The sequence below is a fragment of the Streptomyces sp. E-08 genome (assembly GCF_049913095.1).
Taxonomy (GTDB): domain Bacteria; phylum Actinomycetota; class Actinomycetes; order Streptomycetales; family Streptomycetaceae; genus Streptomyces.
Genome location: NZ_CP183971.1, coordinates 8,077,874 through 8,098,759 on the forward strand (window position 1 = coordinate 8,077,874; position 20,886 = coordinate 8,098,759).

Here is a 20,886-nt window from a genome sequence, read left to right on the forward strand (position 1 = left end):
TCTTCGACTGTGAGGCATCCGTAAGCTGACGTGGGGAAGTGTCGGTCGGTCCAATGATCCGGGCATGGGTATCCCAAAGGCGCGACCTCAAGAGCACAGCACGTGCACCAGGGCTTCCAGGGCGGTGTTGTCGAGCGCGGTGCGGTGGGCGAGTTTGTTGCGGGACGCTCGCAGCGTACGCAACCGGTCGGCCTCCGGCTGGCTGAGCCGTACGTGACCCTGCAAGTGGGCGCGCCACATCGCGCCGAGTTCCATCTCTGCCTGTGGGCCGTAGAGGGCGGCGAGTTCGGTTCCGGAGATTCGCGACCGGACCCTGATCACTTCGGTGAACTGCTCACGGGCCTCGTCGAGCAGAGGCAGCAGTGCGTGGTTCTGGGCCAGCCAGATGCGGGTGCGCACGCTGTGCTCGTGTTCGGTTCCGCTGTCGGGGCGGCGGCGCAGCCGCCCGTCCCACCTGTCGAGCGTGCCCTGGTCCCCTTCAGGACGCAGGGAGGCGTTCGGATGGAGCGGGGCCGCTGTGGGCTCCGTAGTCCGCGGGCCGGGCACGGGGATTCGGCCAGGTTCCGATCCCGGCCGTGAGCCGCAGCAGGTGGGCGGGGAGGCCGTCCGGGAGCCCGTCCCACTTGACCGCCAGCCGCGCCGCCAGATCGAGGAAGGGACCGCACACCTCGACCACGGTGGCCTGTGTCACCGCTTCGAAGAGTTGGTTGCGGGCGGCCGGGCCGGACGGGCGGGGCCGCCAGCACCAGCAGCCGCGGGCGCCGACCCGGAGGCAGGCCCGCAGCCTTGACCGTGGCGGAGAGCCGCCGAAGCAGGTCGGTGGCAGCTGGCGGGGTCGGTTTGGGACTGGTCGAGTACGCCCTCGCCGCCCTCGCCCTCGCCCTGGTCCTGGCCATCGTCCAGCGCAGTGACGGCATGCGCGGGTTCGTCGTGCTGCCCAAGCGGTGGATCGTGGAGCTTTCCGCGCAGCTGGAGGAGTTTCACCGGGGCGCCGAAGGGATCCGGACCATCCGCAAGGCGCTGCTGGAGCTCCCCGGGCCGGTTCCGTTCGAGCCGCAGCCCCGAAGTTGTTGGGCCATCCGGCCTACCTGCAGATCATGGCGGTGCTCGCTGCGACCGGCGTCCCACTGCGGGTGTGGCAGGTGTGCGAGGCATGCGGCCGTAAGCCGCCCTGAGTCTCCGGAACCTGCCCGCTCGTCTGCGGCGAAGCGACAAGTAGGCCCGGCGAGCCGGACTGGATCCTCCAGTTGGACGTACGCAGGCGCGGTCGGCTCGGGCGGACTCATCCATGAGCACTATTGCCGCTCGACCTGCTGTGATGGCCTTTTGAGCTTCCGCGACGCCGACAGCCCGTCACGTTTCGATGCGCTTCAGGTCGGCCTTGGTCGCGTACGCGTCGCCACCTGCGACCGGAGGTCTTCAGGTGCTGGTGCGACTCGATGACAGGTTCGCGCAGTCGCGGCCCGTGAATCCTTGCAAGAGGGGCATGAATATCAAATAGAGGTGAAATGGGATCTTATCCCGTAATATCCGGTTTGCAGACCGTCGAGAGTCGGTGCCTTTGGGAGGCAGCCTGTGTCCCTTCACGCCAACGGGTCCGAGCCCGAGGCCGGATCCCGGACTGGAGTGTGGTTCGTCGGGGCGCGGGGCTCCGTCGCCGTTACGGCGGTTGCGGGGTGCGCCGCCGTTACCGCCGGGCTGCTGCCGCCGACCGGTATGGTTACCGAGACCCCGCCGTTCGCGGGGAGCGGGCTGCCCGCCCTGTCCTCGTTCGTCTTCGGAGGGCACGACACGGCGGGTTACCCGCTGCCCAAGAAGGCGGAGTCGCTGGCCGCTGCGGGAGTGCTGCCACATGGGCTGCCGTCAGCGGTGCACGCCGAACTTGACGCCGCTGACGCGGAGATACGGATCGGCGGGCCGTTGCCCGCAGACCCCCGAGGCGACGAGGAACTGATCGCGGGCTTCGCGGCCGACATCGCCGGCTTCGCGAGCCGATGCGGTGCGGCTCGCACGGTCGTGGTCAACGTCGCAACCACGGAGGCCGCGCCCGCCGCGGGCGAGGCCCGTCTGCCCCCCAGTTCGCTGTACGCGGCGGCCGCGCTGCGCGCCGGCTGCCCTTATGTCAACTTCACGCCGTCCCCGGGCCTTCGTCACACGGCGCTGCGTGCGGCGGCTCGCAACGCGACGGTGCCCCACGCGGGCCGGGACGGCAAGACCGGGCAGACCCTGCTCCGGGCCGTGCTCGCGCCCATGTTCCGGCAGCGCGCCCTGGACGTGCGCGCCTGGTCCGGAACGAACCTGCTCGGCGGAGGGGACGGCGCCGCGCTGGCGGACCCCGGAGCTGCCGCCGCCAAGAATGCCGGCAAGAACCGGACGCTGCACGACACCCTCGGTTCGCTGCCCGAAGGGGAGGTGCACATCGATGATGTGCCGGTGCTGGGGGACTGGAAGACTGCCTGGGACCACATCGCCTTTGACGGCTTCCTCGGTGTGCGGATGTTCCTGCAGACGACCTGGCAGGGCTGTGACTCGGCGCTGGCCGCACCCCTGGTCCTCGATCTGGCGCGGCTGCTTGCCCGCGCCCACCAGGCGGGGATCACGGGCCCGCTCCCGGAGCTGGGCTTTTACTTCAAGGACCCCGACGGAGGCTCCTCGGCGCTGGCCGATCAATACACGGCCCTGCTGGGCTTCGCCGAGCGACTGCGGGAGCCACGGTGATGCCGGCCGGCGGTCGGGGAACCGCCGCGCGGCCTGCGTCCCGACTGCGCGCCTGGGCAGAACTCCTGAGAGTCTCCGCCCTGGTCACGGTTCCGGGTGATGCGCTTGCCGGGGCGGCGGCCACCGGGGAGCGGCCGACCCGCAGTACCGGGTTCGCGATGGGCGCCTCACTGTGCCTGTACGCGGCAGGGATGGCCCTCAACGACTGGGCGGACCAGAACGAGGACGCGACCTGCCGGCCGCACCGCCCGATCCCCTCCGGCCGGATCAGGCCGGGCACCGCGCTCGCGGCCTCGGCTGGCCTGACAGCGGCTGGCCTGGTGCTGGCTCGCCAGGCGGGCCGCGAAGCCGCGCGGACCGCGGCGGTCCTCGCGGCCACGGCGTGGGCGTATGACCTGGGCCTGAAGCGGACCAAGGCAGGCCCGGCAGTCATGACGGCGGCCCGTTGTCTGGACCTGCTCCTGGGCGCCGTGGCCACGTCCCGCTCAGGAACGCGGGCTGCGCTGGGTCCGGCGGCCGCCCTGGGAGCGCACACCTTCGCCGTCACGATGGTCTCCCGCCACGAGGCGCTGGGCGGCTCGCGGACCGCCCCCCTCGCCGCGCTCGGCACGACAGCAGTGGTGGGGATCGTGACGAGCCGTCGGCGCGGGCTCGGGCGTCGTCGGAGCCGTTCCCCCGAAAGCCTCACCCACGCCGGGCTCGCGGCCGGGTTCGCGGCCGGGTTCGCGGGGCCGTTGATCCGTGCAGTGCTCGATCCCTCGCCCGCCCTCACTCGGCGGGCCGTCGGTGGCGGGATCCGGGCGATGATCCCGCTGCAAGCTGCACTGGCGGCACGGGACGGCTCGGTCGGTGCCGCAGCGGCCATCATCACCCTGGCACCGGCTGCGCGGAGGCTCTCACGGAGGGTCAGTCCGACATGAGCCTGCGACTCGGCTACGGCACCAACGGCCTGACCGACCTCAGGCTCGACGACGCCCTCGCACTCCTCGCCGACCTGGGCTACGACGGGGTTGGGCTGACCCTCGACCACATGCACCTCGACCCGGCAGCCCCCGATGCGCTCGCCCGCGCCCGGCAGGTGGCGCGGCGCCTCGCTCGGCTCGGCCTCGGAGTGACCGTCGAGACCGGCGCGCGCTACATCCTCGACCCTCGGCGCAAGCACGGACCCTCTCTGATCGACCCCGACCCCGAAGCGCGCGCCACCAGGGCCCGGCTGCTGGTGACCGCCGTGCACATCGCCGCCGAACTCGGGGCGCACGCCGTGCACTGCTTCAGCGGCACCGTGCCGGACGGAGCGGATGACGGCACCTCGTGGAAGCGGCTTGGCCAAGCGCTCGAACCGGTACTCGCTGCGGCGGAACGCGAAGAGCTGCCCCTCGCCGTCGAGCCCGAGCCCGGCCACCTCCTCGGCACCCTCGCCGACTTCCACCGCCTGCGCGCGGACCTCGGCGACCCGGATGTCCTTGGCCTCACACTGGACATCGGGCACTGCCAGTGCCTCGAGCCAGAGCCGCCCGCCGACTGCGTGCGGGCCGCCGCACCCTGGCTGCGACATGTTCAAATCGAGGACATGCGCCGCGCGGTCCACGAGCATCTGCCCTTTGGCGAAGGCGAGATCGACTTCCCGCCCGTTCTCGATGCCCTGAGCGCTGTGGGCTATCGGGGCTTGACCGTCGTCGAACTGCCCCGGCACTCGCACAGGGGCCCGGACCTCGCCGAGCGCTCCCTGCGCTTCCTACGGAATGGAGGCACATGGTGACCACCCCACCGGCCATCACGAGAGCGGCAGCGGACGAGACGTCCACAGCCCTCGACGAGCGGCTGCCGCCCGCCGCCCGGGCCTGGCTCGACGCGGCCCTTGCCGAGGCAGCCGCACCCGCAGCCCCGGCCGGACACCGGCGCAGCCTGCCGGCCTGGGAGTTGCGCTTCGCCGAGGCCGGCCGCCGCTGTGGTTCCGACGCCGCCGACACGGCGCGCGTCCTGCTGCTGCACACCGCAGGCGCCAGCGCCGCCACCGCGGCGCGGCTCTACCGCCGGGGCACCGCCGACGAACGCCGCGCCGTGCTGCTCGCCCTGCCCGGTTTGGAGCTCGCCCCCGCGGAAGGGCTGCCGCTCGTGGAGGATGCGTTGCGAACCAGCGACCCCCGCCTGATCGCCGCTGCAGTCGGCCCGTACGCCGCCGAACACCTCGCCCCGCACGCCTGGCGGCACGCGGTCCTCAAGTGCCTGTGCACCGGGGTCCCCGTGGCCGCGGTCGCCGGCCTGGCCAGGCGGGCCCGCGGCGACGCCGAACTCGCCCGCATGCTTGCCGACCACACCGGCGAAAGCACAGCCGCCGGCCGCCCCGTACCCCTCGACCTGTACCTCGTCCAAGCCCTGGCCGCAGAGGCGGAGGAGCCCTGATGCGCATCTTCGACCCGCATGTCCATATGACCTCCCGCACCACCGACGACTACGAGGCCATGCGCGCGGCGGGCGTGCGGGCCGTCGTCGAGCCCTCGTTCTGGCTGGGCCAGCCACGCACCTCGCCCGCCAGTTTCCTCGACTACTTCGACTCACTGCTCGGCTGGGAGCCCTACCGCGCCGCCCAGTACGGCATCACCCACCACTGCGCGATCGCCCTCAACCCCAAGGAGGCCAACGACCCGCGGTGTGTGCCCGTCATCGACGAACTGTCGCACTACCTCGTCAAAGACCACGTCGTCGCTGTCGGCGAGATCGGTTACGACTCCCAGACCCCCGCCGAGGACACCGCGTTCGCCGCCCAGCTCCAGCTCGCCCACGACCACGGGCTTCCCGCCCTCGTCCACACCCCGCACCGGGACAAGCTCAACGGCCTACGTCGCACCATCGACGTCGTGCGCGAGTCGGCCCTCCCTCCGGAGCGGGTGCTGCTCGACCACCTCAACGAGACCACAGCCAAGGAGGCCAAGGACAGCGGAGCTTGGCTCGGCTTCTCCGTCTACCCGGACACCAAGATGGACGTGGACCGCATGGTCGCCGCCCTCAAGGACTTCGGGACCGAACGCGTCGTGGTCAACTCCGCCGCAGACTGGGGGAGGAGCGACCCCCTCACGACCCGCAAGGTCGGCGATGCCATGCTGAGAGCCGGCTTCGGCGAGGACGAGGTCGACCAGGTGCTGTGGCGCAACCCCGTGGCATTCTACGGAATGAGCGGACGGCTGAGTCTCGACCGCGGCAGACCGGACACCCCCTACGAGGGCAACTCCATCCTGCGCGGCGAGGAGTAGGCCCTCGTGCGCTTCCGCCACCCCAACGGCGACGTCGTCCACCTCGCTTACTGCACGAACGTCCACCCGGCCGAGACTCTCGACGGGGTGCTCGCCCAACTCCGCGACCACTGCGAGCCGGTGCGACGGCTGCTCAGGCGGGATCGGCTCGGCATCGGCCTGTGGCTCTCCAGAGACGCAGTCCGCACCCTGACCGCGCACCCCGCCGCCCTGCGTCGGCTGCGCTCCGAACTCGACCGGCGCGGCCTCGAGGTCGTCACCCTCAACGGCTTCCCCTATGAAGGATTTGGCGCCGCCGAGGTCAAGTACCGCGTCTACCAGCCCGACTGGACCGACCCCAGGCGTCTGACCCACACCGCCGACCTGGCCAGGCTCCTCACCACACTGATGCCGGACGACGCAGCAGAGGGCACCATCTCGACTCTCCCCGTCGCCTGGCGCACCCCCTTCGACGCTGTCCGGGCGCGGGCCGCCCGTGCTGCTCTGGCCGCGCTCGCGGAACGGCTCGCCACCCTCGAGGCGGAGACCGGCCGCCGCGTCCGCGTGGGCCTGGAGCCGGAGCCCGGCTGCGTGATCGAGACCACTGCCGAAGCCATCGCGCAGCTCACCACCGTCCCCGGCGACCGCATCGGTGTCTGCCTGGACACATGCCACCTCGCCACCTGCTTCGAGGACCCGCGCACCGCGCTCGACGCTCTCCAGGCCGCCCGGATCCCCGTGCCCAAGGTCCAGCTCTCCGCCGCGCTGCACGCCGAGCACCCCTGTCTGCCCGAAGTACGCGAGGCCCTCGCGGCATTCGCCGAGCCCCGCTTCCTGCACCAGACCCGCACCCGGACCGCCGGCGGCCTGCTCGGCACCGACGACCTCGTGGAGGCGCTGGCCGGCGGCGTCCTGCCGGACGAGTCTCCGTGGCGCGCGCACTTCCATGTTCCCCTGCACACGCCGCCCTCCCCTCCGCTCACCTCCACCACCGACGTGCTCCGGGACACCCTGGAACACCTCATCGGCGGCCCGACGCCGCTGAGCCGCCACCTCGAGGTCGAGACCTACACCTGGCAGGACCTCCCTTCGGAGCTGCGCCCCGGCGGCCCCGGCCAGCTCGCCGACGGCATCGCCGCCGAACTGGCCTTCGCCCGCGACCTCCTTGTCGATCTAGGCCTCAAGGAGCTGCCATGACAAGTCACCGCCCGCCACGGCCCCTCCTCGTCCTCGACGTCGCGGCCCTGACCCCGCGCCTACTCGACCGCATGCCCCGCCTCGCAACGCTGGCCCGGTCCGGTTCATGGGCACACCTGGGAACGGTGCTGCCCGCCGTGACCTGCGCGGCACAGTCCACCTTCCTCACCGGCACGCTCCCAGCGGAACACGGCGCCGTGGGCAACGGCTGGTACTTCCGTGAACTCGGCGAGGTGCTCCTGTGGCGCCAGCACAACGGACTGGTCCGCGGCGACAAACTGTGGGACGCGGCCCGGCGCGCCCACCCCGGCTACACCGTCGCCAACGTCTGCTGGTGGTACGCGATGGGCGCAGAGACCGACATCGCCGTCACCCCCCGCCCCGTCTACCGCGCCGACGGCCGCAAGGAGCCCGACTGCTACACACGCCCGCCCCGGCTCCACGACGAGCTCACCCGGGCACTCGGCACCTTCCCCCTGTTCCGCTTCTGGGGACCGGGCGCGGGCATCGACTCAAGTCGCTGGATCGCCGAGGCCACCCGCCACATCATGCGCTCCAGCGCTCCGGACCTCGTTCTGTCCTACCTGCCGCACCTCGACTACGACCTGCAACGGTATGGCCCCGACGACCCGCGCTCCCAGCGGGCCGCCGCCGAACTCGACTCCGTGATCACCCCGCTCGTTGACGACGCCGAGGCCGAGGGCCGCACCGTCGTCGTCCTGTCCGAGTACGGCATCACCCGTGTGAGCCGCCCGGTCGACATCAACCGGGCCCTGCGCCGCGCCGGACTGCTCGAGGTGCACACCCAGGAGGGCATGGAGTATCTCGACCCCGCGGCCTCACGCGCGTTTGCGGTGGCCGACCACCAGGTAGCGCACGTCTATGTGCGCCGTCCGGAGGACTTGGAGGCTGCCCGCGGGGTGCTCCTGGCCCTCGACGGCGTGGAACGGCTCCTCGACGACGGGGGCAAGAAGGACCACGGCCTGGACCACCCGCGCTCGGGTGACCTGGTCGCCGTGGCCGAGCCCGGCGCCTGGTTCACGTATTACTACTGGCTGGACGACGCGGCCGCCCCGGACTTCGCCCGGTCGGTGGAGATCCACCGCAAGCCCGGCTACGACCCCGCCGAGCTGTTCTTGGACCCCCTCGATCCCTGGGTGAGAGCCAGGGCGATGTGGGTGCTCGCCCGCAAAAGACTCGGCATGCGCTACCGCATGGCAGTCGTACCACTCGACCCGTCGCCCGTCCGCGGCAGTCACGGCCGCCTGCCCGAGGACCCCGATGACGGGCCGGTCATCGTGTGCTCAGCTTCCGGGGCCGTTCGCGGTCAGGTCGAGGCCACCGATGTGAAGCCGCTGCTCCTGCGGCTGGCGGGCCTCGGGTAGCGCGTGCCCGGCCCCACCGGGAGCCCGTTGCCGGGATGGCGGGCCCGCAGTTTTCCTCGCCCCAGGACGAAGACACGTGAGGATTCGTCTCCGGCCTGCGCGAGACGCACTACCCGCAGCGGGACCGGCGCAAGGTACCTGGCCGGTGGTCTGCGCGGCTGCTGTCGGCGGCGGCGGAGGGACACCGGCCTGCGGCCCGGACGCCGCACCAGGAGGCCGGGCCCGGCCGGGCAATGCTCCGGCCAGGCCATGGACGTACATGCGTGAGTGGCGGTCATGGAGGTGGTGGCCGCCTGGCGTGGCGTCAGACCTGGAAGCTCGGTCCCAGGACGGTATCGGCGCCGGGAGTGGACGGGTGCTGGAACAGCTCCTTGGCGCGGAGTTCGACGGAGTACATCAGCGAGACCGCCTCCTGTAGGTGCTCGGGGTGCCCGTTGAAGACCCGGTCCAGGGCCCCGAGGAGATCACCGTACGTCCGGTCGCACAGCTCGGACGCGAGCCGGCCGGGGGACTCCTGCGGAATCGCGGACGTATCGGGGTCGTCCATCACCGGGTACACGCCGTCCGGGTCGAAGGGGATCTCCTCGCCCTCGAACACCCATGCGCCGTCCTTCTGGACCAGGCGTCTGCCCTTGACGACCTGCTGGAACCGGTAGTAGTGGGAGGGCTGCCCCTGATACTCGGGGTTGCCGATGGTGCCTTCGCCCTGATGGATGATCTCGTAGATCGCGGAGTGGGCGGTGGCCACGTCGTACACCCTGTGGAGGTTCCCCGGCGCCTCGCCGGGCCAGTTCAGCACCTGGGGCCTGTCCTTCCCCGTGAAGATGCCGTCCCCCAGCTCGTCGATCCTTCTGGCCACCTGCGTGTAGAGCCATCCGATGGTGAACTCCTCGAACTCCGCCTCCTGGAAGAAGGTCCTCAGCGGGGAGAACAGATGGGTGTCCAGATCCTGCGCCGAAATGGCCTGGGCCATCTTGACGGTGTTGTTCTGGGGCAGCTCGTAGTAGTAGGACGTGACCTCGCCCAGCTCGTTGAGCTCGATCCGCTCGGGGACGACCGGCTCTGGATAAGGCGCCCTCGCCTTGGTGAGAGGCTGCTCGGGCCTCTCGATCCCCATGAACACGTCGCGGATCTGCTGGACCGAGCACCGGCGCAACGAGACGACGAGGTCGGGCAGTACCCCGGCGGGCAAGTGGTTCGGGTACGTCGGCACGAATCCCGGCCGACCGATCCGGGGCTCCCCGCCCAACGCGGTCAGGATGTTGGCCACCAGGGTCATGTGCAGCATCTCCTGCATCACGACACCCCGGATGATCTCGGCCACCTCACGGTTACTGCCGGACTTGAGGGAGAACAGCGCGTACAGGTACGGCGGAATGGTGGAGTGCTCGAGCTCGAGGGCGAGCTGGAGTGCGTGGCGCAGGTCATCGACGTTCCGGAGCGCCAGGAAGGGGGGCCGCTCCTGGCGCAGCCACCTCACGATCGCGTCCCTCTTGCCCGGCGACAGGTCGCGGGTGACCGGCATGTGGCCCGGCGAATCCATCGGCTCGGTGAGGACGTGCTCCAGGCGGTCCTTGTGCTTGACGACGTCGTGGTAGTTCGCCAGGTCGAGTACGTTCCGCATCACCGGGTACAGGTTGGCGTACTGCTGGAGGATCGGCTTGACGTCGGGGATCCAGGCGATGTCGGCCGGCTCCTTGTACTCGTCCCAGACCAGCACGTTGAGCTGGTCTTCCGTGTACATCACGGTCCCATTGCCGCTCGAGTACTCCGGGCCGTAATCTACGCTGTAGACCTGTCCGTCGATGTATCCGCGCGGGTTGCCCGGGTCGGTCGCCGCCAGTAGGACCGTGGCCTGCCCGTGCTGATCGGTGGTTACCGGCTGGATCGGCTGGAGCCCGCCTGGTTTGCCCATCGGGATCGGCGGTGCGACCAGGGAGTTGTCGTCGGAATGCCGCTTGGCGCCTTCCATGGCGGCGTTGTCGAAAATGATCTTGACGTTGGCGGCCGGCTCACCGAATCGGGTGGCGTGGACGGTGGTGGCCGGGCCCTCCCCCGCCTGCACCGGCGGGTAGACGTGGAAGACGACGTCGTCGGCGCGGGCGAAACTGGCGTCGCTGTTCTCCTCCAGCAGCACGGTGCCGTCGAGAGTCCATAGGGCGAGCCGACGGTCCGAGAACGCCGCCTTGCCCTCCTCGAGATGGATGGTGGCGATGCCCGCCCGCTCGGTGAGGAACCTCTCGTCGAGGGGGCCGAGCTGAGCCAGCACATCCGGCTTGCCGCCGTCCTTCGGCAGGGCCACCACCTGAAGGAGGCCGATGCTGTCGAGGGGAGGGCCGCCGGGGGCACTGGTGGGAACGCTGTTGCCCAGATCGATGTGCAGCCGGTCCTGTCCGTCGATGCGGCACGGCGCGTCCATGTAGGGTCCTCCCGCGGTCGGGCTGCGCAGTCGGCGCGCCGCAGTGAAGTGCCGGGGCTCTCCAGACGCGGTCGGACCGATGGAGCCCACGATGCGGCCCGTGCCGAACCGCGGCGAGTCCCAGTCGGCTTCGTAGCCGTCGAGCATGAACTTGATGGACAACTCGTCATCGGCCGTGCTCTCCACCAGTTCCTTCAGGAACGGCGACGACCCTGTGTCCGTCTGGTCAGGGCTGAGCTTGATGACGGACTGGTAGACGGCGGAGTACCTGCCCAGACCTGTGGTCTGGCGGCAGCGCGGCCACAGGTCGACGAACGAGGCGCGACGGAAATCCCCGCACAGCACCTGGCGTTGGTCGTTGTCGAACAGTCGAAGCCGCAGGCCCCAGATCTGGGAAACGGCCTGCTGCACCGGGTCCAGGTCCTGGATCTTTGCGCTGACGCGATCGCCGTCGTCCATCAGGGAGCCGTCGACGACGGGCTCGATCGCGCCGGACGTCACCAGGCGGCCATCCGCCCCCACGACGCTGGTCACCTTGCAGTCGCGCAGGCGGAACGAGGCACTTCCTCGTGGATTCCACCAGCCGTCTTCTGTGAACAGGGAGCGTCTGTGAAAACGAGGTTGGAACGTGTCGTTGTTGAAGTGCCCCGGGTCGTTGTTGACGGTGGAAGGGTCGAAAAGGAACCCTCCTGAGAAGTGTAGGCGCGGGAACTGAAGATAGCTCAACGGAAACTCCGTTCGGACGCGGGAGGCTTACCGGACACGTATCCGGTGTTGGCCAGGATGGGCGGTGCGGAGGCTCGGCGGTGGAAGGCGCCCCGTTCATGCCTCGCCTGGCGGTCAAGAAATCAAGCCGAACGGGCGAGGCTTTCGTGGAATTCCCCGATACCCGGGGAATGGCTGAAAAAAGAGGCGCCGGAAACGCTCGTGGAACCGCCTGGCTCGTTTGGACCGCGCGGCGGTCGCCGAGAAGGCTGGCGCCGGAGGCCCGTCTCCGCCGCACGTGCCCCGTCGTACTGGCCGGCCGACGACATGCTCGACTACTACCGACTCGGCCGTTCCGCGTCGGCGAACCGGCGGACGCACATCTCCTCGCGGTCTCTCGTTGCGCAGTAGTCGTCGCGTGTTGCCGCCAGAGCCGAGATCAGCCCGCAGAGACCGACGGTCACCCGCTCCAAATCTGGCACCTCCGGTCTGTGACCGTAGGCGGTCCACCCCATCAAGGATCAGGCCCGGGATATCCATCCGGCTGTCTGAGCCCCTGCGCGGCAGTCCTGGCGGGCTTACGCGCAGTGGGTGCCAGCGACGACGAGGGACGGTCGTCGACCACGGTCGTTCTGAACCTGCCCGTCCCAGGTGCGGTGATGACGACCACGCAGCCGCCGACGACAGCGACGATGAGCGCCCCCTGCTTGTTGTCCCCGACCGGGGATGCGACCTGCCTCTGATATCGGTACCCAGTCAGGTCCCACACCAGCACGGCTTTGTCGTCGACTCCGGTGACGGTGACCAGGTGCCTGTCGATCACCGCTGTCGTCACCGAGCCGACCACCCGGAACATCTCCGAATTCCACTACGACTGCTGACCGAGGACTGCAAACCGGGGCACCCCCGCCCACACGGGCGGGGGTGCCCCACGTCCGGCTGGTGGAGGTGGACGAACCTTCCCATGGACGGCGTTCCGCTGCCGTTCAGCACGAAGAGCATGTAGTACCCGCGCGGCGCGATGGCGTGCGAGTGCCCACCGTCAGGCGCGGTCGCGGTCACCTCCTGGTCTCCGGTCCGCACGAAATCGCACTCCGGTACCCGCTGCTCGGTGTCGGTCTGGTGGGTCACCGCCCAGGGGCGGACGAGGACGACCTTCGCGACCTCGTCGGCCTGCGGGGTGCCGATGACGAAGTTGTGGCCGTGGTGCACGCCATAGTGCCCGGTGGGGCCGATCGCAGGGTCCCCCAGGGGCTTTCCGTCGAACGAGACGATGGCCGGTCGCGTGGCCAGGGTGCCGTCCGGGTTGAACAGGTATGGCGGCTGAACACCTCGATGGTGTTCTCCACGCTCGACGTGCAGCCGCCCGCGCTCGCGCCGCCCGCTGCCATGACCTTGCCGTTCTGCAGGAGGAGTAGGCACGAGTGGTAGTGGCGAGGCGCGTTGAGCTCGTCCATCTGCCGCCACGGCGTCACCGCGGGGTCGGGGTCGTAGATCCACGACGCGGGAGTCGTGGTCTGGGTGCCGCCGGCCACGAACACCGTGCCGTCGGGAAGCAGTACGGTGGCGACGTTGACGCGCGCCTCACCGTCCGCAATCGAGGAGGGCGGGTCCCAGGCCGGGGAAAACCTCGGCAGGTTCAGCCCCCCACCTTCCTCGCCGTGACCGGCTACGAGGGCGTGCGTGCTATCGCCGCCGCACTCGCCGGGGACCGCGAGGCCGCCGAACGGGTCGAACTCACCCTCCCTGAAACGGGCGTGTGCGGCGGGGCGGGGCCTCTTCGACAGCCGGAGGCCGCTGAGGGGAGCGGTGGCAGCTGCTGCGCCGCCCCCGCCGCGATCGCATCGGCGCAGCGACCGTCCCCACCGGCGGCTGCTGAACCGAGGCCGACGCCAAGGCCGGCTGGCCGCGACCGGAACAGGGGACCGGTCCGGTGCCGGCTTGTGCTCCGGGCGGCCGAGACGCCGATCTTGCGTGCGCGATCGGCGGGTCAGGCCTTCTTGACCACGCTCGACTTGAGCTGCATGGCTCCGAAGCCCTCGATCCGGCAGTCGATGTCGTGGCCGTCGACGCCGTCGATCAAGCGGATGTTGCGGACCTTGGTGCCCGCCTTGATGCCTGAGGGGCTGCCCTTGACCTTCAACGCCTTCACGACAGTCACGCTGTCGCCATCGCGCAGCACGTTGCCGACGGCATCCTTGACCACACGCTCCCCGGTGGCGCCGGCGTCGCCTTCAGCGCTCTCGGCAGGTACCCATTCGTGGCCGCACTCCGGGCAGACCACCAGAGCGTTCATCTCGTAGGTGTACTCACTGGAGCACTTCGGACACGGAGGCAGGTTGTCGCTCATTCACGCGGGTTTCTGGACGTCGGGAAGCGGGTGCGCCCTGGAGTAGACCGGCTGGCCGACCGACGGGCACCCCTGCACTGGAGTAGCCATAATAGCAAATTGCAAAAGTCTGCAATTTCATAGATGCTGCAGATGCTGTGTTCGCAGGTAGCCGCGGGCACAGCACCAGGCGTCTGCCCCGTTCGGGGTGGTGAGAAGGGTGCGAGACCGTGCCGGTTCCGCTGTACCAGGCCAAGGCCGATTTCTTCCGGATGCTCGGGCACCCGGTGCGGATAAGGGTCCTGGAGCTGCTGCAGGACGGCCCGATGCCCGTACGCGACCTGCTGGCCGCGATCGAGGTCGAGCCCTCCGCCCTGTCCCAGCAGCTCGCGGTCCTGCGCCGGTCGGGGATCGTCATCTCGACCCGGGACGGCGCGACGGTCGTCTACAAGCTGGCGGGCGGGGACGTGGCGCAGCTGATGCTGGCGGCGCGGCGGATCCTGACCGAGGTCCTGACGGGACAGAGCGTGCTGCTGGAGGAACTGCGCGAGTCCGAGGTTGCGGCCTCGTGAGTGTGAACACTGCGGTGACGGCCGTGCTCGGCCGGGTTCGCTCCGTCCTGCCCGCCCAGGCCGACTACGCGGTGATGGCCCGCAGCCCCCGCCGAGACCTGCTGGCCGGCCTCACCGTGGCGATCGTCGCGCTTCCCCTCGCGCTCGGATTCGGGGTCTCCTCCGGTCTGGGTGCCGAGGCGGGACTGGCCACCGCCGTCGTCGCCGGCGCGCTCGCCGCCTTGTTCGGCGGATCGAACCTCCAGGTTTCCGGACCGACCGGGGCGATGACCGTGGTCTTGGTGCCGATCGTCGCCCGGTACGGGCCCGGCGGTGTCCTCACCGTCGGACTGATGGCCGGTGTCCTCCTGATCGGGCTCGCGCTCCTGCGGGCGGGGCAGTACATGCGGTACGTGCCGGCGCCGGTGGTGGAGGGTTTCACCCTGGGGATCGCGTGCGTGATCGGCCTCCAGCAGATACCCAACGCACTCGGGGTCGACAAACCCGAGGGGGAGAAGGTCCTGCTGGTGGCGTGGCGGGCCTTCGTGGAATTCGTGGCCTCCCCGAACTGGACGGCGATCGGCCTCTCGCTGGGTGTCGCGGCGGTGATGCTGGCCGGGGCACGGTGGCGGCCGACGGTCCCGTTCTCGATCGTCGCGGTCACTACCGCGACCGTGATCGCGCAGCTGTTCCATCTCGACGCGGCGGCCCCGATCGGGGCCCTTCCCGCCGGGCTCCCCGCCCCGTCGCTGGCCTTCCTCGACGTGTCCGAGTTCGGCTCGCTGCTGGCGCCGGCGGTCGCGGTCGCGGCGCTCGCGGCGCTGGAGTCCTTGCTGTCGGCGACGGTGGCGGACGGGATGACGGTGGGGCAGCAGCACGACCCGGACAAGGAGCTGTTCGGGCAGGGCATCGCCAACCTGGCGGTCCCACTGTTCGGCGGAGTGCCCGCCACCGCCGCCATCGCCCGGACCGCAGTCAACGTCCGTACGGGTGCCTCTTCCCGGCTGGCTGCGCTTACCCATGCCGCGGTGCTGGCGGTGATCGTGTTCGCCGCCGCCCCTCTGGTCTCGAAGATCCCCCTCGCCTCGCTCGCGGGTGTGCTGTTGGCGACCGCGATCCGCATGGTGGAGGTCGGCTCGCTGCGCGCGATGGCGAAGGCGACCCGCTCCGACTCCGTCGTCCTGGTCCTGACCGCCGCCGCGACCCTGGTTCTCGACCTCGTGTACGCGGTGATCATCGGCCTGGTCGTCGCCGGGGCCCTGGCCCTGAAGGCGGTGGCGAGCCAGGCCCGGATGGAGGAGGTCGACTTCCGCCCGGACCTGCCCGGCGAGCACGGCGACGAGGAACACGCCCTGCTCGCCGAGCACATCGTGGCCTACCGCATCGACGGACCGCTCTTCTTCGCCGCCGCTCACCGCTTCCTCCTCGAGCTCTCCGAGGTCGCCGACGTGAAGGTGGTCATCCTCCGGATGGCGCGAGTGACCACCCTGGACGCCACCGGCGCCCTCGTCCTCAAGGACGCCGTGGAAAAGCTGAACCGGCGCGGCATCGCCGTCATGACCTCAGGCATCCGGCCCGGCCAGCGCCGGGCCCTGGGTGCCGTTGGCGCCCTGGACCTGCTGCGCCTTGGAGGCCGCGAGTACGCCACCACCCCCGAGGCGATCGCCGGCGCCCGCAAGCACCTGGAACAAGAGGGCCTGCTGCCCCGTACGCACCATCGACCGCACCGCATCCGGAAGGCCGCACGATGACCGTCTCCGCCGACCTCCGCCTGATCGAGCTCTCCGGCACCGAAGCCCTGTGGCTCCTGGAAGGCGCCGCCCAGGGCCGTCTCGTCTACGTCCAACGGGAGGTGGCCGTCGTCCGGCCCGCCGCGCACGTGATGGAGTACGGACGCCTCGTCGTCCGAGCCCCGGTACAAGCCGCCACGATCCCCGGCCGGGCACTGCTGACCTACCAGGTCGACGAGATCTGTACCCCGGCGGGGACCGGCTGGACGGTCAGCGCCCACGGCCCGGCCGACGTCATCGCCGACCCGGACGAGGCCGCCCACTACCGGCGCACCCTGCCCGGCTGGAGCCACGGCCCGCACGACACCCTGCTGCGCCTGCACCCCCAGTCGGTGTCCGGGTTCCGTCTGGCCCGTACGGTCTCGGGGGCGGGCCGGTGAGTGTTCAGGTCGAGGCGATGCCTTACCGGCATGTGCTGGACGTGCCGGCCATGGGTTCGGCCGTGCGTATGGCTCGGGAGACCACCGAGCTGGTGCTCGTGGAATGCGGGGTGGGCCTTCGCCATCCGAACGTGGGACCTGCGCTGCTGATCGTTGCCGAGCTGGTCACCAACGCCGTCCGGCACGCCGCCGCGGCCTCCCCGATGATCACCGTGACGTACGCCCACGGACCCGGGGCTTTTGCGTTCGCCGTCCACGACCGTCATCCCTGTCAGCCCGCTCTGTTCGGTGCGCTCGGCACCGCGCCGGGCAGCGGCCTGGCCATGGTGGTGGAGATGACGATGGAGCTCGGCGGCACCGCCGTCGTACGGGCGGACGCTGACGGGCGCGGCAAGGCCATCTGGATCACCCTTCCCCTGTGAAGCCGAGGAGCTGACAATGACGATCGAATGGCGCTACACCACCCGTCAGGACCTGGGCGTGTTGTCCTTGGCCGGGTATCTCGGCGCGGAGGCCACCGGCCGGTTCACCGGAGCGATCGGCTGGGCGCTCGCCCGGGGCACCGGCCCGGTCATCCTCGATCTGACCGGACTGCTGGGGTGGTCGGCCGACGGGCAGATCGCCGTCGCCCAGGCCGCCCGCCGTCTCGGCGAGAGCGGACGCCGGCTCGAGCTCGCCGCGATCCCCGCCGACGGCTCGCTCGTCCCCGATGCGACCTGCCCGCCCGTGCCCGTCCACTGCGACCTCGCCGCCGCTCTGGCCTCCCACGGAGCTCGCGGGACGGTCAAGCAGTGGACCACCGACGACTGGCCCACCGGGCCGTCGCCCGAGGCGCCCGCCCTCATCTGAGACCAGCACCACCGTCCAGAGGCCTGGTCCTGAAGACCGGGTTCCTCAGGAAGACCTGCCCGGCGAAGGTTCCGCTCCGGGGAGTCGAAGGTCACGAAGGCACCCGCAAGGACCCGCGAGTTGCAGGGATCTGCAATTGTGGAGGTCGCAAGGTGTGAAGAGGGGCGAACGGATGCCCTACGAAGGAACGGTTCCGGGTGGATGAGATGGGCAGTCAGGGGAGAGGTACACAGGTGAGCACGCCGCTGTACCAGCTGAAGGCGGAGTTCTTCAAAACGCTGGGGCACCCGGTGCGCATCCGCGTCCTGGAGCTCCTGTCCGTACGAGAGCACGCGGTCGCCGAGATGCTGCCCGAGGTCGGCGTGGAAGCCGCGAGCCTCTCCCAGCAGCTCGCCGTCCTGCGCAAGGCCAACCTGGTGGTCACCCGCCGCGAAGGCTCGAACGTCTACTACAGCCTGACCCATCCCCAGGTCGCCGAGCTTCTGCGGGTCGCCCGCGGCATCCTCTCCGGCGTCCTGGAAGGCCAGGCGGAACTCCTGGCCGACCTCAAGGCCGGCCGCCACGCCTGAACGTCACCCCAGCCGGTGCCGGCCCTACGGGGCCCGCACCCCACATGCGGCGGCCGTCTTCCGTCAGTGCGGGTTCAACGCGCTTCTGACACCGGAAGACGGCCGCTCTCTCCAACGCCCAGCCCGCACCCCAGGCGCGCCTGGATCCCACTTCGGTCCCGGTCTCACTTCTGGGCGTGCTGCCCCAGGAAGAAGAGCAACCAGATGAACCCGGCGAACACGTGCGTGCCGAAGATGTAGAAGAAGGCCCGCATCGCGACGCCCTTCTCCTTCCACTTCTCGTGCTCCGCAGCTGTGTCCTTCTCGGGCAGGTTGTCCGTCATGATGCGTCTTCCTTCCTGGTTCCCGGCTCCTCGACCGGGCGGCGGCACGGACGCGGTCCGGCCGGCGTCGGCCAGCATGATCGGGCGCGAGTCCAGGTCACCGACGGAGACCACAAGCAGGTGCTCGGTCATGTGGAGGGTGACCTCTGCGTCCGGGGAGTGCTGAGCGTGCCGGACGGCGTTGGTCACGAGCTCGCCCACCACCAGGAGCACGGCTCCGAAGAACGCCGAGGAGCCCGAAGAGGACCAGAGAGCGTTCGCTGCGCTCGCGCGCGGCCCGCACAGAACCCCGGCACCAGCGGCACCGTCCACACGTGCTTGCTCACCTCGACAGCCGCCTGCCCGCCGGGGCCCCTGACCGTCACCGACGCCCCAGACCCGCCGAGGGCACCCCGAGGTTCATCGGCCGTCCCCGGCGTCGGTGGCCACGCCGTGATCGTGGGCCACGCGCAGCGCGTCCTCCAGCTCCTCTGCGGCCTGCGCCTCATCGAAGGCATCGTCAGCCTCCTGCGCAGCCTGGAGGCGAGCCCGCGCCACACGGACCCGTTCCAGCGCCGCTTCCTCGAACCCGGCCACACCGCAACCCCCGTCCGCCATATCCAGAACTAGCAAATTGCATAACTCTGCAAGTCTAGCTGGTGTGGGTCCGCCCGGAAGTTCACCGGCCACGGCTGGTCAGGGCACCTTGCGCACCAGCTGGCTGGTCAGCTCGTAGCGTGCGCCGACAAGGGCCAGGCAGCCGTCGGCGACCCGGGCGGCGAGGTCCCACCCCTGATGGCCCAGAACGACGATCAGCGGGACGCCCAATTCCAGCACCCCGTACGCGATGCTGCCCAGGACCGCTTCGTCCAGGACCTCGCCAGCCGACCGCACGGTGAGCAGATCACCCAGCCCTTGGTCGAAGACCAACTCCGGAGGCACCCGCGATTCCACGCACCCCAGGACCACCGCGAACGGGTGCTGCCCACCCACCAGCGCCCGGCGCACGTTCCCGGCACGGTCCGGATGGCTCTGGTGAAAAGTTCGCCACCGCCGGTTCCCCGCCACCAGCTCACGCCACGCAGACCCCGGCGCGCACGGCTGCGACCCACCGGCGGCTGCCGCCCCGGCTCGCGCCCCCGAGACAGCCGACCCCCCCCCGCACACCAGCCCCGCACCTAACGCCGCGGCCCCGCTCAACCCTGCACGCACCAGTCGGCGACGCGTGACAGACACCTCCGACCCACAGCCACGATCGACACTCGTGTCCGGACAAGTTAGACGCCTCCCATGCCCGGGCGGCGGGTGCAGGCCCGGCCTTGAGCAAGATTTGGCCCTTCCCAGGAGCGGGCAGCCCTCTGCATGGACTGCTGGAGTGCGCCTGCTGCCGGGCGGTGCGTCCTGCTGGCGGAGCGCCAAACAACAGTGATGATCTGAGCCCCTAGCTCGTACCGGCGACCAGTGCCTCGCCGAGCGGGGTGCGCCGGTAGAGCACCGACCGTCCGGACCGGGCGCGGACCAGCAGCCCCGCTCCTCGCAGGATGGCGAGGTGGTCTCCCACCGCGCCGGGTGCCATGGCGAGGCTTCGGGCGAGGTGGCTGGTACTCGCGGGAGCGTCCAGCGCCAACAGCAGTCGGGCTCGGGCCCGGCCGACCAGAGCGGTCAGCGCGTCCGGTTGGGGGACGGTCTCCTGTTCGCCCCACAGGGCGGCGGTGCCGCGGGCCGAGTAGATCAAGGTCCTGGGCCAGGGGTCTTCCATGTGGGCGGCGACATGCCCGACGAAGACCGAAGGGATCACCAGGAGCCCGTCGCCGGCGAGCCGGAGTGTTCCGCCTCGGAGGAAGCCGATCTCGATGCCGTCGGCGCGCCAGGCGATGCCCGGGTGAAGGCTCTCGATGGTCTTGGCCCAGCCGTGCTCGCCGATCACGCCCACCCGGTGCACGACGTCGCGCTCACAGATCGCGCGCAGTTGCGGCCAGTCCGTGGCGAGCAGTTCGTGCCACGCCTGGTCCATCGCCTCGGCGATCCTGGAGACGACGTCCGGCGAGTCCAGCACTGTGCGGACGCGGGGATCGCGGGCGGACGGGCCGGTCGCGTTGGTGGCGATCTCGTGGCGGGCCGCTTCCAGCGGTGTGGCCCGGATCGCGGCCAGGTCGTCCGCCCAGGTCTGGCCCAGGCCGCGCGGGGGCGGGGCGACGAAGTTCGGTCCGGATCGCGAGGTGTGCAGGGCGAGGGCGGCGTCCAGTTCAGTCTCGCGGCGAAGCCGTTCAAAGGCCGGCAAGAGCCGCATGGCCCAGGCCTGCGGCAGCGGCTGGCCGCGGCCGGCGAGCGAGCGCAGCAGAAAGCAGAGGTCCATTGCGGGCGACAGCGCGAAGCGGCTGCGCAGCAGGTCCTCGACGCAGACTTCGAAACGGAGCACCCCGCGATGCTACCGCCGGACGTCTACTCCGATTCGTCCAGCG

At 70.4% G+C, this 20,886-nt stretch carries 23 protein-coding genes and 1 pseudogene; 15 read left to right on the forward strand and 9 right to left on the reverse strand.

Annotation, left to right across the window (positions count from 1 at the left end; all coding sequences use genetic code 11):
* Positions 1–87: 87 nt before the first annotated feature.
* Both ACN9MM_RS36835 and ACN9MM_RS36840 read right to left on the reverse strand, forming a co-directional pair.
* Positions 88–399, reverse strand: coding sequence for a hypothetical protein (locus ACN9MM_RS36835; protein ID WP_426368136.1), 312 nt, complete (start codon positions 397–399; stop codon positions 88–90).
* A 79-nt stretch (positions 400–478) separates the two neighbouring features.
* On the reverse strand, positions 479–691 hold the full coding sequence (locus tag ACN9MM_RS36840; protein WP_426368137.1) for a hypothetical protein: 213 nt from the start codon (positions 689–691) through the stop codon (positions 479–481).
* 884 nt (positions 692–1,575) lie between these two features.
* On the opposite strand from ACN9MM_RS36840, the gene ACN9MM_RS36845 reads away from it, so the two are divergent.
* The 7 genes from ACN9MM_RS36845 to ACN9MM_RS36875 are packed head-to-tail and all read left to right on the forward strand — an operon-like array spanning position 1,576 to position 8,530.
* Positions 1,576–2,718: an inositol-3-phosphate synthase gene (locus ACN9MM_RS36845; RefSeq protein WP_426368138.1), complete on the forward strand. Its 1,143-nt coding sequence runs from the start codon at positions 1,576–1,578 to the stop codon at positions 2,716–2,718.
* On the forward strand, positions 2,718–3,638 hold the full coding sequence (locus ACN9MM_RS36850; protein ID WP_426368926.1) for an SCO3242 family prenyltransferase: 921 nt from the start codon (positions 2,718–2,720) through the stop codon (positions 3,636–3,638). Before ACN9MM_RS36845 ends, ACN9MM_RS36850 begins: the two co-directional genes overlap by 1 nt.
* Complete coding sequence (locus tag ACN9MM_RS36855; RefSeq protein WP_116156860.1) at positions 3,635–4,477, forward strand: sugar phosphate isomerase/epimerase family protein; 843 nt, start codon at positions 3,635–3,637, stop codon at positions 4,475–4,477. Before ACN9MM_RS36850 ends, ACN9MM_RS36855 begins: the two co-directional genes overlap by 4 nt.
* Complete coding sequence (locus ACN9MM_RS36860) at positions 4,471–5,121, forward strand: EboA domain-containing protein (protein ID WP_426368139.1); 651 nt, start codon at positions 4,471–4,473, stop codon at positions 5,119–5,121. The genes ACN9MM_RS36855 and ACN9MM_RS36860 overlap by 7 nt, the downstream gene beginning before the upstream one ends.
* Positions 5,121–5,969, forward strand: a complete 849-nt coding sequence (locus tag ACN9MM_RS36865; RefSeq protein ID WP_426368140.1) for a TatD family hydrolase — start codon at positions 5,121–5,123, stop codon at positions 5,967–5,969. The genes ACN9MM_RS36860 and ACN9MM_RS36865 overlap by 1 nt, the downstream gene beginning before the upstream one ends.
* A gap of 6 nt (positions 5,970–5,975) precedes the next feature.
* The gene (gene eboE / locus ACN9MM_RS36870) at positions 5,976–7,145 is read left to right on the forward strand and encodes a metabolite traffic protein EboE (protein ID WP_426368141.1); all 1,170 of its coding nucleotides are present in this window, start codon (positions 5,976–5,978) and stop codon (positions 7,143–7,145) included.
* Positions 7,142–8,530 (forward strand): alkaline phosphatase family protein, encoded by a 1,389-nt coding sequence (locus ACN9MM_RS36875; protein ID WP_426368142.1) that lies wholly within the window; start codon positions 7,142–7,144, stop codon positions 8,528–8,530. The genes eboE and ACN9MM_RS36875 overlap by 4 nt, the downstream gene beginning before the upstream one ends.
* A 304-nt stretch (positions 8,531–8,834) precedes the next feature.
* Here the strand turns inward: ACN9MM_RS36875 and ACN9MM_RS36880 are convergent, their stop codons facing one another.
* The 3 genes from ACN9MM_RS36880 to ACN9MM_RS36890 all read right to left on the reverse strand — a co-directional run bounded on the left by ACN9MM_RS36880 (position 8,835) and on the right by ACN9MM_RS36890 (position 13,154).
* Entirely contained in the window at positions 8,835–11,471 is a 2,637-nt protein-coding gene (locus ACN9MM_RS36880) for a ferritin-like domain-containing protein (RefSeq protein ID WP_426368144.1), read from the reverse strand.
* Between the two features lie 697 nt (positions 11,472–12,168).
* On the reverse strand, positions 12,169–12,510 hold the full coding sequence (locus ACN9MM_RS36885) for a hypothetical protein (protein WP_426368145.1): 342 nt from the start codon (positions 12,508–12,510) through the stop codon (positions 12,169–12,171).
* Positions 12,486–13,154: a galactose oxidase early set domain-containing protein gene (locus ACN9MM_RS36890; protein ID WP_426368146.1), complete on the reverse strand. Its 669-nt coding sequence runs from the start codon at positions 13,152–13,154 to the stop codon at positions 12,486–12,488. The genes ACN9MM_RS36885 and ACN9MM_RS36890 overlap by 25 nt, the downstream gene beginning before the upstream one ends.
* A 146-nt stretch (positions 13,155–13,300) precedes the next feature.
* Here ACN9MM_RS36890 and ACN9MM_RS36895 point away from each other — a divergent pair.
* A pseudogene (locus ACN9MM_RS36895) lies at positions 13,301–13,533 on the forward strand (flavoprotein); the annotation flags it as partial.
* A 111-nt stretch (positions 13,534–13,644) separates the two neighbouring features.
* On the opposite strand, the gene ACN9MM_RS36900 reads toward ACN9MM_RS36895, so the two are convergent.
* Positions 13,645–14,004, reverse strand: a complete 360-nt coding sequence (locus tag ACN9MM_RS36900) for a zinc ribbon domain-containing protein YjdM (protein ID WP_392061599.1) — start codon at positions 14,002–14,004, stop codon at positions 13,645–13,647.
* 209 nt (positions 14,005–14,213) lie between these two features.
* Here ACN9MM_RS36900 and ACN9MM_RS36905 point away from each other — a divergent pair, with 209 nt between their 5' ends.
* From ACN9MM_RS36905 to ACN9MM_RS36930, 6 genes are all read left to right on the forward strand, one after another.
* Complete coding sequence (locus tag ACN9MM_RS36905; RefSeq protein ID WP_426368147.1) at positions 14,214–14,555, forward strand: ArsR/SmtB family transcription factor; 342 nt, start codon at positions 14,214–14,216, stop codon at positions 14,553–14,555.
* A gap of 74 nt (positions 14,556–14,629) precedes the next feature.
* Positions 14,630–16,285, forward strand: coding sequence for a SulP family inorganic anion transporter (locus ACN9MM_RS36910; RefSeq protein WP_426368927.1), 1,656 nt, complete (start codon positions 14,630–14,632; stop codon positions 16,283–16,285).
* Positions 16,282–16,704 (forward strand): pyridoxamine 5'-phosphate oxidase family protein, encoded by a 423-nt coding sequence (locus ACN9MM_RS36915; RefSeq protein WP_426368148.1) that lies wholly within the window; start codon positions 16,282–16,284, stop codon positions 16,702–16,704. The genes ACN9MM_RS36910 and ACN9MM_RS36915 overlap by 4 nt, the downstream gene beginning before the upstream one ends.
* A gap of 17 nt (positions 16,705–16,721) precedes the next feature.
* Entirely contained in the window at positions 16,722–17,126 is a 405-nt protein-coding gene (locus ACN9MM_RS36920) for an ATP-binding protein (RefSeq protein ID WP_426368149.1), read from the forward strand.
* Positions 17,127–17,142: 16 nt separating this feature from the next.
* The gene (locus ACN9MM_RS36925) at positions 17,143–17,553 is read left to right on the forward strand and encodes an STAS domain-containing protein (RefSeq protein ID WP_426368151.1); all 411 of its coding nucleotides are present in this window, start codon (positions 17,143–17,145) and stop codon (positions 17,551–17,553) included.
* Positions 17,554–17,786: 233 nt separating this feature from the next.
* Complete coding sequence (locus ACN9MM_RS36930) at positions 17,787–18,122, forward strand: ArsR/SmtB family transcription factor (RefSeq protein ID WP_426368152.1); 336 nt, start codon at positions 17,787–17,789, stop codon at positions 18,120–18,122.
* A 164-nt stretch (positions 18,123–18,286) separates the two neighbouring features.
* Here the strand turns inward: ACN9MM_RS36930 and ACN9MM_RS36935 are convergent, their stop codons facing one another.
* Positions 18,287–18,658 carry a DUF6126 family protein gene (locus ACN9MM_RS36935; protein ID WP_426368153.1) on the reverse strand — a complete coding sequence of 124 codons (372 nt, stop codon included), beginning with the start codon at positions 18,656–18,658 and terminating at the stop codon, positions 18,287–18,289.
* Positions 18,659–18,877: 219 nt separating this feature from the next.
* Between ACN9MM_RS36935 and ACN9MM_RS36940 the strand changes: the two genes are divergently transcribed.
* Positions 18,878–19,054 carry a hypothetical protein gene (locus ACN9MM_RS36940; protein ID WP_426368154.1) on the forward strand — a complete coding sequence of 59 codons (177 nt, stop codon included), beginning with the start codon at positions 18,878–18,880 and terminating at the stop codon, positions 19,052–19,054.
* A 66-nt stretch (positions 19,055–19,120) separates the two neighbouring features.
* Here the strand turns inward: ACN9MM_RS36940 and ACN9MM_RS36945 are convergent, their stop codons facing one another.
* Complete coding sequence (locus tag ACN9MM_RS36945; RefSeq protein WP_426368155.1) at positions 19,121–19,660, reverse strand: carbonic anhydrase; 540 nt, start codon at positions 19,658–19,660, stop codon at positions 19,121–19,123.
* Between the two features lie 205 nt (positions 19,661–19,865).
* Positions 19,866–20,843, reverse strand: coding sequence for a winged helix-turn-helix domain-containing protein (locus tag ACN9MM_RS36950; protein ID WP_426368156.1), 978 nt, complete (start codon positions 20,841–20,843; stop codon positions 19,866–19,868).
* Positions 20,844–20,886: the final 43 nt, after the last annotated feature.